The organism is Blautia sp. Marseille-P2398 (assembly GCF_964240315.1).
Classification (GTDB): Bacteria; Bacillota; Clostridia; order Lachnospirales; family Lachnospiraceae; genus Blautia_A; species Blautia_A wexlerae.
The window spans coordinates 75,669-88,686 of sequence record NZ_CAXSTD010000009.1 but is presented as its reverse complement, the minus strand read 5'-3'; the positions used below and the strand labels follow the sequence as shown (position 1 = coordinate 88,686).

Sequence of the window (13,018 nt, the reverse complement as noted above, 5' to 3'; positions counted from 1 at the left end):
CCTCTTCTGTCTTTTCCTGTCAATTATCATATCTTTCGGTTCAGATACCAGAACAATACAATACATCCGGCCATAATAAAAGTACTGAAAATATCCGCTGCACATAACGTATATTTCTGCTTTTTCTTATACTCTCCTGTAAATCCACGACAACACATTGCTGCATGCATTTCCTCTGCCATTTCACCAGATTTCAGAAATGAGATTCCCAACACACCTGACAAAGCTTTTGCTTTCTGAAGATTCTTTCCCACTGACCTTAACCGGACAGACGTAAGAATAGCTGCACATATCTCTCCAAGCACCGAAATATATTTCAAAGTAATATCCAGCGTAAAAATAAATATGGATGGCAGCCGAAAAGTTCTCATACTTCCTGTCAGTTTATTCCAGGATGTCCCTGATGACAAAATACCAACCAGAGTTACAGATACATATACTCTTGAAGTAATATTCATTAAAGTCTGAGGAGTTCCCATAAATACAGATGGGAGAAGGATCAATATAGAAAACAGAACCGCACCTGCTGTTCCTCTCAGGATCTGACGGATAGCTTTTGCCGAAAAAAACGCCAGTCTGACTGTCACTGCTGCACACATGATCAGAGTAAACAGATAATTTCCTGAACATGCAGTAAGAACAATATATAGAAGTGTATAAAACAGTTTCAGAGAAGGAGTGGCAGAAAATTTGCCATCCTTCCCTTCATAAAACCGCATTTTTGCAAGCACAGATAAAACTGATTTCGTACTTTTTGTTAAAAATGCTTCTTTATCTTTAGATGGAACATAAGTTTCTCCGGAACACATCCAGTCCGGAAGCATAGTTTCTTCTTTTTTATGATCATTCATCTGTTATGCAGCCTTCTTTTTAAAATCAACTTTCTCTTTCATCATTGAAGAAATAATCTTAAAAATGATCACCAGAAGTGCCACGCCTACAATAGCCGAAAGAATATATCCTGTCCACTCAGGTAACCCGGACATAGAATAATCAGGAAACAAAGTTGACAGTTCAAATCCATTGGTCATTCCTGACGGAGTGTATCCAAGCTGGCTTCCGCCACTTACCAGACCAGCGATTTCATCAGCACCCCATTCACCCCAGGCAGTACCGGTTGCCAGAAGTCCCAGAGGAGTCAGTACGATGAGAACAGCCATCAGTATATACAGTGGTTTAAATGCTGTCTTATCCGGAACAGCATCCAGTGCTTTTGGTGTAACTTTTTCAACAAAGGTAAGTACCACTACTGTCAGAATAATTTCTGCCAGACCAAATAATGTAATATGTCCGATCATCATTGCAGGTATTGATACACTTAGCGGATACGGACAATAAAGAGCCTGGCCTTCTGCATTTTTGAACAGCAGTGGCTGAATACCAAATTCAACAGCTGCACAAAAGGCCGCAGCATTAATACCTATATATGAACCAATTGCCGCACTAAGTTTGCGCATACCTGTTTTCTTCAAAAGAAGTTTATACAGGAAAAAGCCCAGATATGGCAATATAAATGCCATATTAAAACAGTTTGCCCCAAATGCAAGGATTCCGCCATCTCCAAAAAGAAGTGCCTGTATCAGCAGAGCAATAGAAACCGCCATGCACCCGGCTGCAGGACTTCCTGTCAGTATGGCAATAAGAGTTCCCCCTACTGCATGTCCTGTTGTACCGCCCGGAAGCGGAACATTAAACATCATTCCCAGAAATGAAAAGGCTGCCCCAATACCAAGAAGCGGCATCTTTGATTTCGGTATCTCTGTTTTTATTTTATGAATAGAATATCCCCACACCGGAAGCATGGCTGCTGTCATTACAGCACATGTTGACGGGCTTAAATAATTTTCAGGTATATGCATAAATATACTTCCTTTCCTGTGAAAATATTATTTTTATCTGGCGCGCACCTTACAAACAACTGTATTGTAGCACCACATTAAAGCGTCAACAACCCACCCAAGGGGATATCTATATATTCTTATCCGGCATAGTTTTGCCTGTATTTTTCATACCACTATCGCACTTCCAAAAAAAATCACATTCACGAAAGTACCGCATCCACCAGTCTCTGTGTATACTCTTCCTTGGGTTCATTGATGATATCATCGGGAATTCCGCTTTCCACTACTTTTCCCTCATACAGTACCAGAACCCTGTCACAGAACATCTGGACAAGGGCCAGATTATGACAAATAAAAATAAAAGACAGCCCCTTCTTCTCTTTCAGATCTTCCAGAAGCTCCATGATCTGTTTCTGTATGGTTACATCCAGAGCACTGGTTGCCTCATCACAGATCAGAACTTTTGGTTCTACTGCCAGGGCTCTTGCGATCGCAGCCCGCTGGCACTGTCCGCCACTTACCTCATAAGGATATCTTTTTGCATATTCCTTCTCAAGACCACACTGCTCAAGCAATTCTGCTACTCTCTTCTCCACATCAGCCTTTTTCATTCCACGGTTTCTAAGGCTCTCACCGATTCCGTCACCCAGTGTCCTTCTGGGATCAAAAGAACCCACCGGATTCTGAAAAACCATCTGTATATCTCCATATATCTCTTTCAGCTGACTTTGTTTCAGTCTTGTAATATCTTTTCCTTCAAATTTCAATGTACCCTCTGTGATGTCAGTCAGCCGGGTGATCAGCTTTGCTATGGTACTTTTCCCGCTGCCGGATTCCCCTACGATTCCCAGCGTTTCTCCTTTTTTTAGTGTAAAGCTTACATCATTTACTGCTTTAAAAGGATTTTTTCCTCTCTGGGTAAATGTTTTTGTTAAATGTTCTGCCTCTAAAAGTATGCTCATACTCTGACCTTCCTTTGCAGCTTTGGTACAGCCTCCAGCAATTTCCTGGTATAGGGATCCTGGGGATGATCCAGTACACGGTCTGCTGTGCCATATTCTATTGTTTTACCATTTTTCAAAACCAACACAGTATCTGCCATTGCCCGGACTACCCCGATATCATGTGTCACGATCACAATTGCAGTTCCAAACAACTCTCTTAACTTAAGCATTTCCCTTACAACCTGACGCTGTACAGACACATCCAGAGCACTGGTCGGTTCATCCGCAAATAGGATGGGCGGATTCATAAGCATGGCAATTGCAATACCTGCTCTCTGATTCATTCCGCCTGACAGTTCAAATGGATAACTGTCCCACACACGCTGACTGTCCTTAAAGTTCAGTTTATCAAACAGATCCATTGCCCTGCTTTTGGCCTCACTTCTTGTTATCTTCGTATGTACACGCATACTTTCATAAATCTGTTCTCCAATGGTGCGGATCGGGCACAGGGAAGCACCTGCATCCTGAAAGATCATGCCAATTCCTGCACCTCTGATCTTTCTTTTTTCTTTCTCCGGTATATCCAGAATATTCTGATTCATATATCGGATATCTCCTCTTGTCACAAGACCATCCGGTCCCAGAAGTCCCATTGCGGCTTTGATCAGGGTGCTTTTCCCACTGCCGGATTCTCCCACAAGGCCAAGTATCTCTCCATGTTCAAGAGAGAAGCTCACATCATGAACCACCGCTTTCCCGCCAAATGATATCTCTACGGAATCGTAGGTCAGTATTTTTCTATCCATTTCTGTAAACCATCCTTGTTAATACTTGCCAAATCAGGGGCAAAATATCTTTTGCCCCTGAAATATCATCGTTCACATATTCTTCATTTATTGTTACAGTTTAGTTGATATCCAAATCCGCTGTCAGTTCATAATAATCACATGGATGTGCAGTCAGTCCTGTTACATTAGACTGCATGATCATACTCATTCTCAGGTAAGAGCAGAATACATAGGCATTGTCATCCAGGATTGTCTGCTGCATCTGAATCGCCAGATCTGAACGCTTATCTGCGTCGAATTCTTGCTTCATCTGTTTTTCCAGATCTTCCAGTTTATCACTGTGATAATGTCCGTTATTGCTTGCAGATTCATCCAGTGTGCAGGAAGTGAAGAAATACTCCGGATCTCCTGTAGGTGCAGTTACCATGGCACTTGCATATACATCCCATAATGCAGGGTCTTTACGGATAGTATTATTATCAGAGGTACAATTTATCTGAACATCCATACCGATTTCTTTTAAGGTTGCCTGTGCAGACTCTGCAAGAAGCGGAAGCTCCTGACGGCTGGGATAAGTAAGCCAGCGGATCTCCAGTTTCTGTCCGTCTTTTTCACGGATACCGTCACCATCAGAATCCACCCATCCTGCTTCCTCCAGAACCTTCTTTGCCCCATCAGGATCATAGCTCTCTGTTGTCAGATTCTGCCCTCCAAAAGAGAAGGTATCCGGGAAAACACCGACTGCAGGATATCCATATCCATTCAGAAGCACAGACACAAAGCTGTCCTTATCAATACCCATGGCAATTGCTTTGCGCACTGCAGGGTCAGATGTTACAGGACTTTCAAAGTTCATCCATGCATAGAATGCACGGCTTGTAGCTGTACTGGTAAATGTAAAATCATCATTTTCAAATAAGGGATAGCTTGCATATGCCATACCATAGGCAGCATTGATCTCCCCTGCCTGAAGAGCCATTGCCAGTGTATCACCGTCAGAAATTGTGCGGACAGTGATCTCATCCACATTTACATCTCCATTCCAGTAGTTTTCGTTTTTTACAAGATTAACATGATCATCTGTCACCAGTTCAGTTGCCACATAAGGACCTGTACCGATCACGATCCCATCATCACTGACACCTGCCTGCATATCAATAATGCATCCATAAGGATCACTGAGATAATTGATCAGTGCAGGCTTCGGTTCTGTAGTCTTTATGGTAACAGTATTTCCGTCAGCCTCGATAGTATCAATGCAGAGATCTCCTGCTGCACGCTCATGATTGGCAACCAAAGCCTCCAGGCTTTCCTTTACTGCCTCTCCGTCACAGGCACGTCCATTGGAGAACACAACTCCGTCATTCAGTGTGATCTTCCAGGTCAGCTCGTCAATATTTTCATACTCTTTTGCGATCCATGGCTCTATCTCCATGGTATCGGAATAACGGAAAAGAGTTTCCCCTACTCCATAACGGATACACGCCCATCCTGCATATGTATTTTGTGGATTAATATCTGCCTCTTCATTTTCCGCATTAAAGGTGGTATCACCAAATACAAATGTCTTTTTGTCTGCTGCCAGTGTTGGCATAACTGTCGCTCCTACCGCCAGTCCCAGGGCAATTGCCATTGCCAGAAATTTCTTTGCTCTCATTTTCTTTCCTCCTCGTTTGTTTTCATATTACTTATCATGAACGGCTGTTCTTCGGATCCAGATAGTCACGGACTGTATCACCTAACAGATTGAAAATTGCCACAGATATAAAAATTGCAATTCCAGGTGATAATACTACCCATGGATATGTCTGAATCATACTTCGTCCGCTGCTCATCATACTTCCCCATTCAGCCATGGGAATCTGTGCTCCCAGTCCAAGAAATGACAGGCCCGCAAGCTCCATCATCATAGTACCAATGTCAAGCATGGCTGTTACCAGAACAGGTCCCAGCATATTGGGAAGAATATGCCTGAGCATAATCTGACCTGAGCTGTCACCTGCAAGTATGGCAGCATGAATATAGGGTTCCTCTTTTAATGCCAGAGTCTGCCCTCTGGCAATACGTGAATATTTCGGCCAGCTTACTACTGCCAGTGCTATAACAGCATTCTGAATGCCTCCCCCAAGAATAGCCGCGATCGCCATGGCAAATACAAGCCCAGGGAAAGCAAGACATACATCTGAAATCCTCATCATAACAGCATCTGCAGCTCCGCCAAAATATCCGCAGCATACACCCACAGCTGTTCCCAGCACAGCGATCACAGCAACCAGGATAAAGGTAGAGAAAATACTGGCTCTTGCACCACTTATCACTCTGGACAGCATATCTCTCCCATATGTATCTGTTCCCATAGGATGCTGAAGACTGGGGGGCTGAAGTGCACTTGCCAGATTCTGTGCATAAGGGTCATATGGACAGAGATGCTCTGAAAAAATTGCAAGTATTACAAGCCCTATTGCAAGAATAAGAAAAAAGATCAGCTTTTGTTTTATATGGTTTTTCTTAATCTTCTGTACACGCACTGTCACATTTTTATTCTGCTTTTCACTCATTGTTTCACACCTCCCAGACGGATTCTCGGATCCAGGAACCGGTATGACAGATCTGTAAGCAGATTTACTACAACATAGATGATCGCCATCCACATAACATAGGCCTGAATAATAGGATAATCACGCATGGAGATGGCATCTACTGCCATCTTTCCAACTCCATCCCACATAAAGATTGATTCTACGATCGCAGTTCCTCCCAGCAGATTTCCCACTGACAGCATCAGCAAGGTAATGATGGTTACCAGCGAAGCCTTCATAATACTTTTCCAAAGAGTGACAGAAAACTTTACTCCTCTTGCTTTCGCTCCTGCCACATAGTCTTTGCTTAATTCATCCAGCACAGTTGCACGGACCTGGCGGAGATACTTGGCTGACATGGCAATTGCCAGAGTGATCGCCGGCATTGCCACACTCTTTAAACTTACATCTTTGGATATAACCGGAAAAATCCGCAACCGGATCGCAAGAAAATACATTAACAGCAATGATACAAAAAAATTAGGAAGACTGTTTCCTATAAAGCTGCATAAACGGATCAGATAATCCGTGATCGTATTCTGTTTTACTGCTGACAGAATCCCCAGAGGGATTGATATGATGATAGTCAGCAAAATAGATGTCACTGTAAGAAGCAGCGTTGCCGGAAGCTTCGATATGAACGTATCAAAAACCGGAAGACTGGATACATAGCTGTTTCCCATATCTCCATGAAGCAATTTCCCAAGCCACACAAAATACTGGGTCAGAAATGGTTTGTCCAGTCCCAGCTGTTCTCTGGCTGCATTTAACTTATCTTCTGACAGGATCTGTCCTGTATTTTCCATTTTTTGTGTTACTACATCACTTCCCGCAATCCGCATCATGCCATAAGAGAGAAAAGTAATCGCAAACAAAATGGGAATCAGCTGAAGCAGTCGTCTGAATGCATATTTTCTCATTTGATTATCTCCATTTTATAATTTTTGAAAATTGTACTCCTAATTTGCCACCGTTCAGTTTAACAAAAGCAAAAATAGCCCACAACCCACCCTGGGGGTTATAAGCTATTCTTAATTTGAATATCTATCGTCATTTTGGGAATAGGTTTTTTTAATATCAGCAATAATTTAAAACAACCATCCCATTTTGTTCTAAACTATGTTATACTACAAGAGCTGTCGAACCTCCAGCAGGAAGGAGGTGAGTTTCATGGAAGCAATTTTTACTTCATTTCTTGTCTCTGTCATAGCAGGCGTAGTTAGCTACTACATATGCAAATGGCTGGACAGCGGACATTAGACAGCAACAGTCTAAACGGAACAGCTCCCCGTAACGAGCAAAAAAGCCCTCAGAGCGGCAACTCTGAGGGCTTTCGTTTCGCTTCATGGAAATTTCACTTCATTTCTTAGCTACTATTAGTATATGCAAAATAAGTTAAAAAGTCAACTGCAATTTTTATTAATGCTTCGGCAATTAATGCTTCGGCAGTCTGCTCTTTAAAAACTCCACAAGCTCTGCCACACTCTCATCCATTTCTTCTCCTTTGTGGAGTATAAAACCAAAAATCACTTTACTGTCTCCAAGATCCAGAGGGATTCCCGGTGTAGTTCCTTCTTTGTTTTCTGACAGGTAACTTCCGCTTATATTTGCCACCTTGCTGTTCTTCAGCATTTTTTCCATAATATAATCACTGTTGGTCAGCACGGAAATATCAATATCCTTCCATTGGAATGCATCTTCTTTTACAGCACCGATGTCAAAAAATTCATCCTGATAATTCTGTATAAAACGGATTCCCTCCAGGTCTTCCAGTTCTGCCCTCTCTTTGCCGGAATTGTAAAGCTCTGTCAGCCCTCCCGGATACAGCATTACATCTGTTTCATAGATAGGTTCGAAATGCATTTTGTTTTTTGACAATTCATACAGGAAATTTTCCTTCTGCTGACTGAGGATATATACAAAACCAATATCATCCATATAATCCCGGACTCTTTCCATTACGCTTTGTACACCTGCTGTTGTTACCTGGAAATGATATTTTTTTTCATAGGTTTCATTATAAAAGTCTACAAATTGATTGGCAAACCAGGAGCTGGGATTTAAAGATATCCGGATCCATTTTGTCATTCCGCTGGAAGCCATATTTTCCAGAACATTTACTTCATTTATAATTTTCGACGCATATTCATACATCTTATGCCCCTGTACTGTCAGTCTGATTCCTCTTGGCAGTCGTTCAAAAAGCTGCATTCCCAGCGTATCTTCCAGTCCCTTGATTACCTTGCTGACACTGGGCTGTGTAGAATACAGATTTTTCGCAGCATCACTGAATGAACCTGTCTGCGCACATACTACGAAATACTGTAATTGTTTTAAATCCATAAAGATTTTATCCCTCTTTCTGTTTTTATTATCTGAAATTCAGCCTGCAAGATTCAGCATTTTTAATAAGAACAGCCAGCTCAGGCCATAATAGGTAATTACTGCAACAAGGTCATTCACTGTTGTGATCAGCGGACCTGATGCTACTGCCGGGTCAATATTGATCTTCTTAAAGAACAATGGAATACAGGTGCCTACTGCACTGGAGATCAACATAGCCAACAACAGTGCCACACCGATACATCCGGATACTGCATAGGAAAACAGAAGTGTTTTTCCTTTAAACAGATAAATATACAATCCAATCAGCGCAAAAGACAGAATTCCAAGAAGTCCGCCATTACACAGACCAATTCTCATTTCCTTCCACACAAGTTCCAGTTTCTGCTTACCTGTCAGAGATTCATCCATCAGCACACGAATCGTCACAGCCAGAGACTGGGTACCCACATTACCTGCCATATCAAGGATCAAAGACTGGAAGCACATAATGATCGGAAGTACAGTCACCACCTTCTCAAAAATTCCTACCACTGAGGAAACTACCATGCCAAGTCCCAGAAGAATGATCAGCCAGGGCAGACGTTTCTTCATACTTTCTTTCAGTGGCTCCTTTAAATCCTCTTCTGCTGTCAGACCGGCCAGCTTCGCATAGTCATCACCCATCTCATCATCAACCAGGTCAATGATACTGGCAGATGTGATGACACCCAGAAGCTGATTATCGTTGTCAAGAACCGGAATAGAATCCTCAGAATAATCTTTCAGTTCTTCGATACAGTCATCAATATTCTCTTCCGCATATACATATGGATAGGAAGTCACCACCAGATTCTCAAGCAGATCATCCCGTCTGGCAATGATCAGTTCTTTCAGATTAATGGCCCCATAAAATTTCTGCTGCTCTGTCACTACAAAAATAGTGGAGATATTGTCATTTTTTGCAGCCTGTTCGATCAGACTGCTCATTGCCTGCTTAACTGTCAGTTTATCTGTGATCACAATATAATTTGTTGTCATGCGGCTTCCGATCTCATCCTCATCAAAGGATGCGATCATCTCCACATCACGTCGAACCTCAGGTTCAAGCAGATCGATCAGTATTTTTTTCTTTGTTTTTTCAACTTTATTTAATACATCTGCAAGAGCATCTGTCTCCATTTTGGATAAAATGGCTGCTGCTTTTTTCACATCCATTTCATTCAGATACTCTGCTGCATTCTCCTCATCTGTATATTCAAAAATATCAGAGAGCATATCTGTATCCAGGATACGGTACAGCTTGCACCGCTCCTGTACAGTCAGTTTCGGCATTACATCTGCCAGATCATTCTCATGATAATCCTGCAGCCTTCCTCCCATAACGGCAGGAGAGGTGTTGCTGCGGATGATCTTCAGAATTTCTTTGGAATAATCCTGTACTCTTTTCTCCATTCTTTCATCCTCCGTTTTTTTGCATAAAAGCACACCAAAAGAAAGCAGTCTGTTATTTATTACATTTTACTGCCATTTCTTTCATGCTTTTTCCAGCAGAATAAACCGCAGGGTATCAAACCATAACCTGCTATTCATCCGCTGTCCGTAACTGTCCGGCATCTTCGCCGGATCATTACTGCTCAATATGTAATTGCATGATTCGGGGGAATTTCATAAATACAGGATAAGAAATGAAAAAGACATCCAATCTTCCACATACAGAAACTGTCAGATCACAGACAGTAAAAAGCTTCTATTCTATATGCATACATGGAAAATATATGACTACAGCAGAACAAAAACGGCTGCTATACTCATATACTCTTTTTAATTCAGATCCTGTGCTACTACTTCGCCCATGAGAATCGCAATTATCCATTCTGTTCCACCTGCCTTTTCTTTAAAATTTACGATTTCGGATATCAGACCCTGTTTTCGGGAATCTGATTTCTAACAGCAAATTTTATGCTGTTCCCTATTTTGAAACAGCATTTTTAAAATTATTTTCAATTTGCACAGTTATTGTAACCGCCCAGTAGAGAAAAAGCAACCCTGTTTTCTCATTTTTTACATTAATTTTTGTTAATGTTAACGATAAGTTTGCTTCTTTTATTCCTAAATGATAGAATATAATCAGAAATTTGCAAATAATAAGATTATTGCCATAAACATGCAAGACTATAATTGATATTCACAGGAGAAAAAATATGTCATTTATCAGTGTATTTGATGTTATGGGGCCGAACATGATCGGTCCTTCAAGTTCACATACCGCAGGTGCGGCGCGTATTTCCTATCTTGCCCAGAAAATGATCGAAGGCCCGTTAAAGAGAGCCGACTTCATCCTGTACGGCTCTTTTGCAAAAACTTACCATGGTCACGGTACTGACCGAGCTCTGCTGGGTGGTATTATGGGATTCTCTACTGATGATATGCGCATCCGAAATTCTTTTGATATTGCTCATGAAAAAGGTCTGAAATTCTCTTTCACTCCAAATGAGCAGGAAACAGATATTCATCCGAACACCGTAGATATCTGCATGGAAAATGAAAAAGGCCAGAAAATGACCGTACGCGGCGAATCCCTTGGAGGAGGCAAGGTCCGTATTGTAGATATCAATCACGTACAGGTAGACTTTACAGGCGAGTACAGTGCAGTGATCGTGATTCATCAGGACACTCCCGGCGTTGTGGCCTATATTACCAAATGCCTGAGTGACCGCAATATCAATATTGCATTTATGCGTCTGTTCCGTGAAAGCAAGGGAGAGATTGCTTATACAATCGTAGAATCTGACGGCAAACTTCCTGAGAATATCGTTCCTGCGATTCGCGAGAACCCGAATATTCATGAAGTTATGATCGTACAGATGTAAAGAAAGGAGGATTTTTATCATGGATTTTAAAAATGCAAATGAACTCTTAGCACTCTGTGAAGAAAAAAATCTTCCTATCTCAGAGATTATGCGTATCCGTGAGATTGAGCTTGGCGAAACAGCCTCTGAGATTGTAAATAAAAAAATGACACGAGTACTGGGAATTATGAAAGATGCTGCTTTCTCACCAATCAGACAGCCGGTAAAATCTATGGGTGGTCTGATCGGCGGCGAAGCCAGAAAGCTGAGTCTCCACGCTCAGGAGAAAAAAGGTCTCTGCGGAAATCTGCTTCAGAAGGCAATTACTTATGCTATGGCTACACTGGAAACGAATGCCTCCATGGGGCTGATCGTGGCCTCTCCTACTGCCGGTTCTGCCGGAATCGTACCGGGACTGATGCTGGCAATGCAGGAACATTATCAATTCTCTGATGAAGAGATTATACGGGCATTATTTAACGCAAGTGCCATTGGTTATCTGGCAATGCGAAATGCAACTGTTGCAGGTGCGGTAGGCGGATGCCAGGCCGAGGTAGGGGTTGCATCTGCAATGGCTGCATCTGCTGCTGTAGAGCTGATGGGAGGTTCACCGAAAGAATGTACTTTTGCTGCATCTACTGTTCTTATGAACATGCTTGGTCTGGTATGCGATCCGGTCGGCGGTCTGGTAGAATATCCATGTCAGAACAGAAATGCTGCAGGTGTGGCAAACGCTATAATTGCCGCAGAAATGGCTCTCGCAGGAATCCCGCAGTTGATTCCTCTGGACGAAATGATCCAGACGATGTTTACCGTGGGTAAAAAGCTTCCTGCAGAACTGCGTGAAACTGCTATGGGAGGATGCGCTACTACGCCATCTGCATGTGAAGCATGCCATATATGCAGTTAACAGGCTGACAAATAAAAAAACTGTCTCTGTAATGCACCTATTTTCTACGTATAATGTGCATATACAGGACAGTTTTTTATTATTTTTCCAGCTTTGCCAGCACTTTTGATGTAAAATGTGTATCGAAAAACTGAACAAAAGGTCCGAATCCAAATGCACTGACTAGTGTTCCCAGTCCGACGATTCCCCCTGCAAGCCAACACACCAGTGCACTGATCGCATCATTAGATACTCTGCACCAGAAATACGGAATTTTCGGCCATTTCTCTGTCATGATCAGAGAAATACTGTCATATGGTGCAACTCCCTGTTTCGGAAGCTGGTACATGGAAATTCCAAGGCTTGTTATGATAACTCCAATAAATACGGTAACCACCTGCATTGCCATCTGATCCGGTGCATCGATCACAGATGTGATCAGGTTATAGAAAAATGTAACAAAATATCCAAGGAATAACGCATTTATGATCGTTCCCAATCCGATAAGCTTTCTTCCCCAGATAATTTCTATTACAAAAAATCCCAGATTCAGAAGAATTAAAAAACGGGCATATTCAATTCCCACACATTCTGCCAGTGCCATTACCATTCCGCTGAAAGGGTCATTTCCAAGTCCGGAAAGTTTAAATATCGCAATTCCCAGACCAAGGATTATATTTCCAATCAACATTACGACCACATACTTCCAGTTTATTTTTCTGATCCATTCACTCATCTTTTTTCCTCCGTAAAATTAACTCTTTCTATCATATCAGACAGTAAAATACTTTACAATATTC

12 protein-coding genes are annotated in these 13,018 nt (G+C 41.9%); 2 read left to right on the top strand and 10 right to left on the bottom strand.

Features of this window, described 5'->3' with window-relative positions; all coding sequences use genetic code 11:
* Positions 1 to 26: 26 nt before the first annotated feature.
* From ACESZG_RS11735 to mgtE, 9 genes are all read right to left on the bottom strand, one after another.
* Positions 27 to 851, bottom strand: a complete 825-nt coding sequence (locus tag ACESZG_RS11735; protein WP_173721751.1) for an energy-coupling factor transporter transmembrane protein EcfT — start codon at positions 849 to 851, stop codon at positions 27 to 29.
* Between the two features lie 3 nt (positions 852 to 854).
* On the bottom strand, positions 855 to 1,859 hold the full coding sequence (cbiM, locus tag ACESZG_RS11730; RefSeq protein ID WP_055058114.1) for a cobalt transporter CbiM: 1,005 nt from the start codon (positions 1,857 to 1,859) through the stop codon (positions 855 to 857).
* 182 nt (positions 1,860 to 2,041) lie between these two features.
* Positions 2,042 to 2,803, bottom strand: coding sequence for an ABC transporter ATP-binding protein (locus ACESZG_RS11725; protein WP_055058113.1), 762 nt, complete (start codon positions 2,801 to 2,803; stop codon positions 2,042 to 2,044).
* Positions 2,800 to 3,594 (bottom strand): ABC transporter ATP-binding protein, encoded by a 795-nt coding sequence (locus tag ACESZG_RS11720; protein ID WP_368185566.1) that lies wholly within the window; start codon positions 3,592 to 3,594, stop codon positions 2,800 to 2,802. The genes ACESZG_RS11725 and ACESZG_RS11720 overlap by 4 nt, the downstream gene beginning before the upstream one ends.
* A 100-nt stretch (positions 3,595 to 3,694) precedes the next feature.
* Entirely contained in the window at positions 3,695 to 5,233 is a 1,539-nt protein-coding gene (locus ACESZG_RS11715) for an ABC transporter substrate-binding protein (protein WP_349048172.1), read from the bottom strand.
* Between the two features lie 34 nt (positions 5,234 to 5,267).
* Positions 5,268 to 6,134, bottom strand: coding sequence for a nickel transporter permease (nikC, locus tag ACESZG_RS11710; RefSeq protein ID WP_195303208.1), 867 nt, complete (start codon positions 6,132 to 6,134; stop codon positions 5,268 to 5,270).
* Positions 6,131 to 7,075: a nickel ABC transporter permease gene (gene nikB / locus ACESZG_RS11705; protein WP_008706768.1), complete on the bottom strand. Its 945-nt coding sequence runs from the start codon at positions 7,073 to 7,075 to the stop codon at positions 6,131 to 6,133. The genes nikC and nikB overlap by 4 nt, the downstream gene beginning before the upstream one ends.
* A 514-nt stretch (positions 7,076 to 7,589) precedes the next feature.
* Entirely contained in the window at positions 7,590 to 8,498 is a 909-nt protein-coding gene (locus tag ACESZG_RS11700; protein ID WP_055059846.1) for a LysR family transcriptional regulator, read from the bottom strand.
* Between the two features lie 39 nt (positions 8,499 to 8,537).
* A complete protein-coding gene (gene mgtE, locus ACESZG_RS11695) occupies positions 8,538 to 9,932 on the bottom strand; it encodes a magnesium transporter (protein WP_161233556.1) in 1,395 nt (464 codons plus the stop codon).
* Between the two features lie 749 nt (positions 9,933 to 10,681).
* Between mgtE and sdaAB the strand changes: the two genes are divergently transcribed.
* On the top strand, positions 10,682 to 11,350 hold the full coding sequence (gene sdaAB / locus ACESZG_RS11690) for an L-serine ammonia-lyase, iron-sulfur-dependent subunit beta (protein ID WP_025577539.1): 669 nt from the start codon (positions 10,682 to 10,684) through the stop codon (positions 11,348 to 11,350).
* Between the two features lie 19 nt (positions 11,351 to 11,369).
* Positions 11,370 to 12,239: an L-serine ammonia-lyase, iron-sulfur-dependent, subunit alpha gene (gene sdaAA, locus ACESZG_RS11685; RefSeq protein WP_055150769.1), complete on the top strand. Its 870-nt coding sequence runs from the start codon at positions 11,370 to 11,372 to the stop codon at positions 12,237 to 12,239.
* A gap of 79 nt (positions 12,240 to 12,318) precedes the next feature.
* Here the strand turns inward: sdaAA and ACESZG_RS11680 are convergent, their stop codons facing one another.
* The gene (locus ACESZG_RS11680; RefSeq protein WP_008706774.1) at positions 12,319 to 12,954 is read right to left on the bottom strand and encodes a YitT family protein; all 636 of its coding nucleotides are present in this window, start codon (positions 12,952 to 12,954) and stop codon (positions 12,319 to 12,321) included.
* Between the last annotated feature and the right edge of the window lie 64 nt (positions 12,955 to 13,018).

What these genes read in the sequence shown, in the direction of transcription:
- ACESZG_RS11735 (WP_173721751.1), bottom strand. Translation starts at nt 851, where the DNA reads ATGAATGATCATAAAAAAGAAGAAACTATGCTTCCGGACTGGATGTGT.
- cbiM (WP_055058114.1), bottom strand. Translation starts at nt 1,859, where the DNA reads ATGCATATACCTGAAAATTATTTAAGCCCGTCAACATGTGCTGTAATG.
- ACESZG_RS11725 (WP_055058113.1), bottom strand. Translation starts at nt 2,803, where the DNA reads ATGAGCATACTTTTAGAGGCAGAACATTTAACAAAAACATTTACCCAG.
- ACESZG_RS11720 (WP_368185566.1), bottom strand. Translation starts at nt 3,594, where the DNA reads ATGGATAGAAAAATACTGACCTACGATTCCGTAGAGATATCATTTGGC.
- ACESZG_RS11715 (WP_349048172.1), bottom strand. Translation starts at nt 5,233, where the DNA reads ATGAGAGCAAAGAAATTTCTGGCAATGGCAATTGCCCTGGGACTGGCG.
- nikC (WP_195303208.1), bottom strand. Translation starts at nt 6,134, where the DNA reads ATGAGTGAAAAGCAGAATAAAAATGTGACAGTGCGTGTACAGAAGATT.
- nikB (WP_008706768.1), bottom strand. Translation starts at nt 7,075, where the DNA reads ATGAGAAAATATGCATTCAGACGACTGCTTCAGCTGATTCCCATTTTG.
- ACESZG_RS11700 (WP_055059846.1), bottom strand. Translation starts at nt 8,498, where the DNA reads ATGGATTTAAAACAATTACAGTATTTCGTAGTATGTGCGCAGACAGGT.
- mgtE (WP_161233556.1), bottom strand. Translation starts at nt 9,932, where the DNA reads ATGGAGAAAAGAGTACAGGATTATTCCAAAGAAATTCTGAAGATCATC.
- sdaAB (WP_025577539.1), top strand. Translation starts at nt 10,682, where the DNA reads ATGTCATTTATCAGTGTATTTGATGTTATGGGGCCGAACATGATCGGT.
- sdaAA (WP_055150769.1), top strand. Translation starts at nt 11,370, where the DNA reads ATGGATTTTAAAAATGCAAATGAACTCTTAGCACTCTGTGAAGAAAAA.
- ACESZG_RS11680 (WP_008706774.1), bottom strand. Translation starts at nt 12,954, where the DNA reads ATGAGTGAATGGATCAGAAAAATAAACTGGAAGTATGTGGTCGTAATG.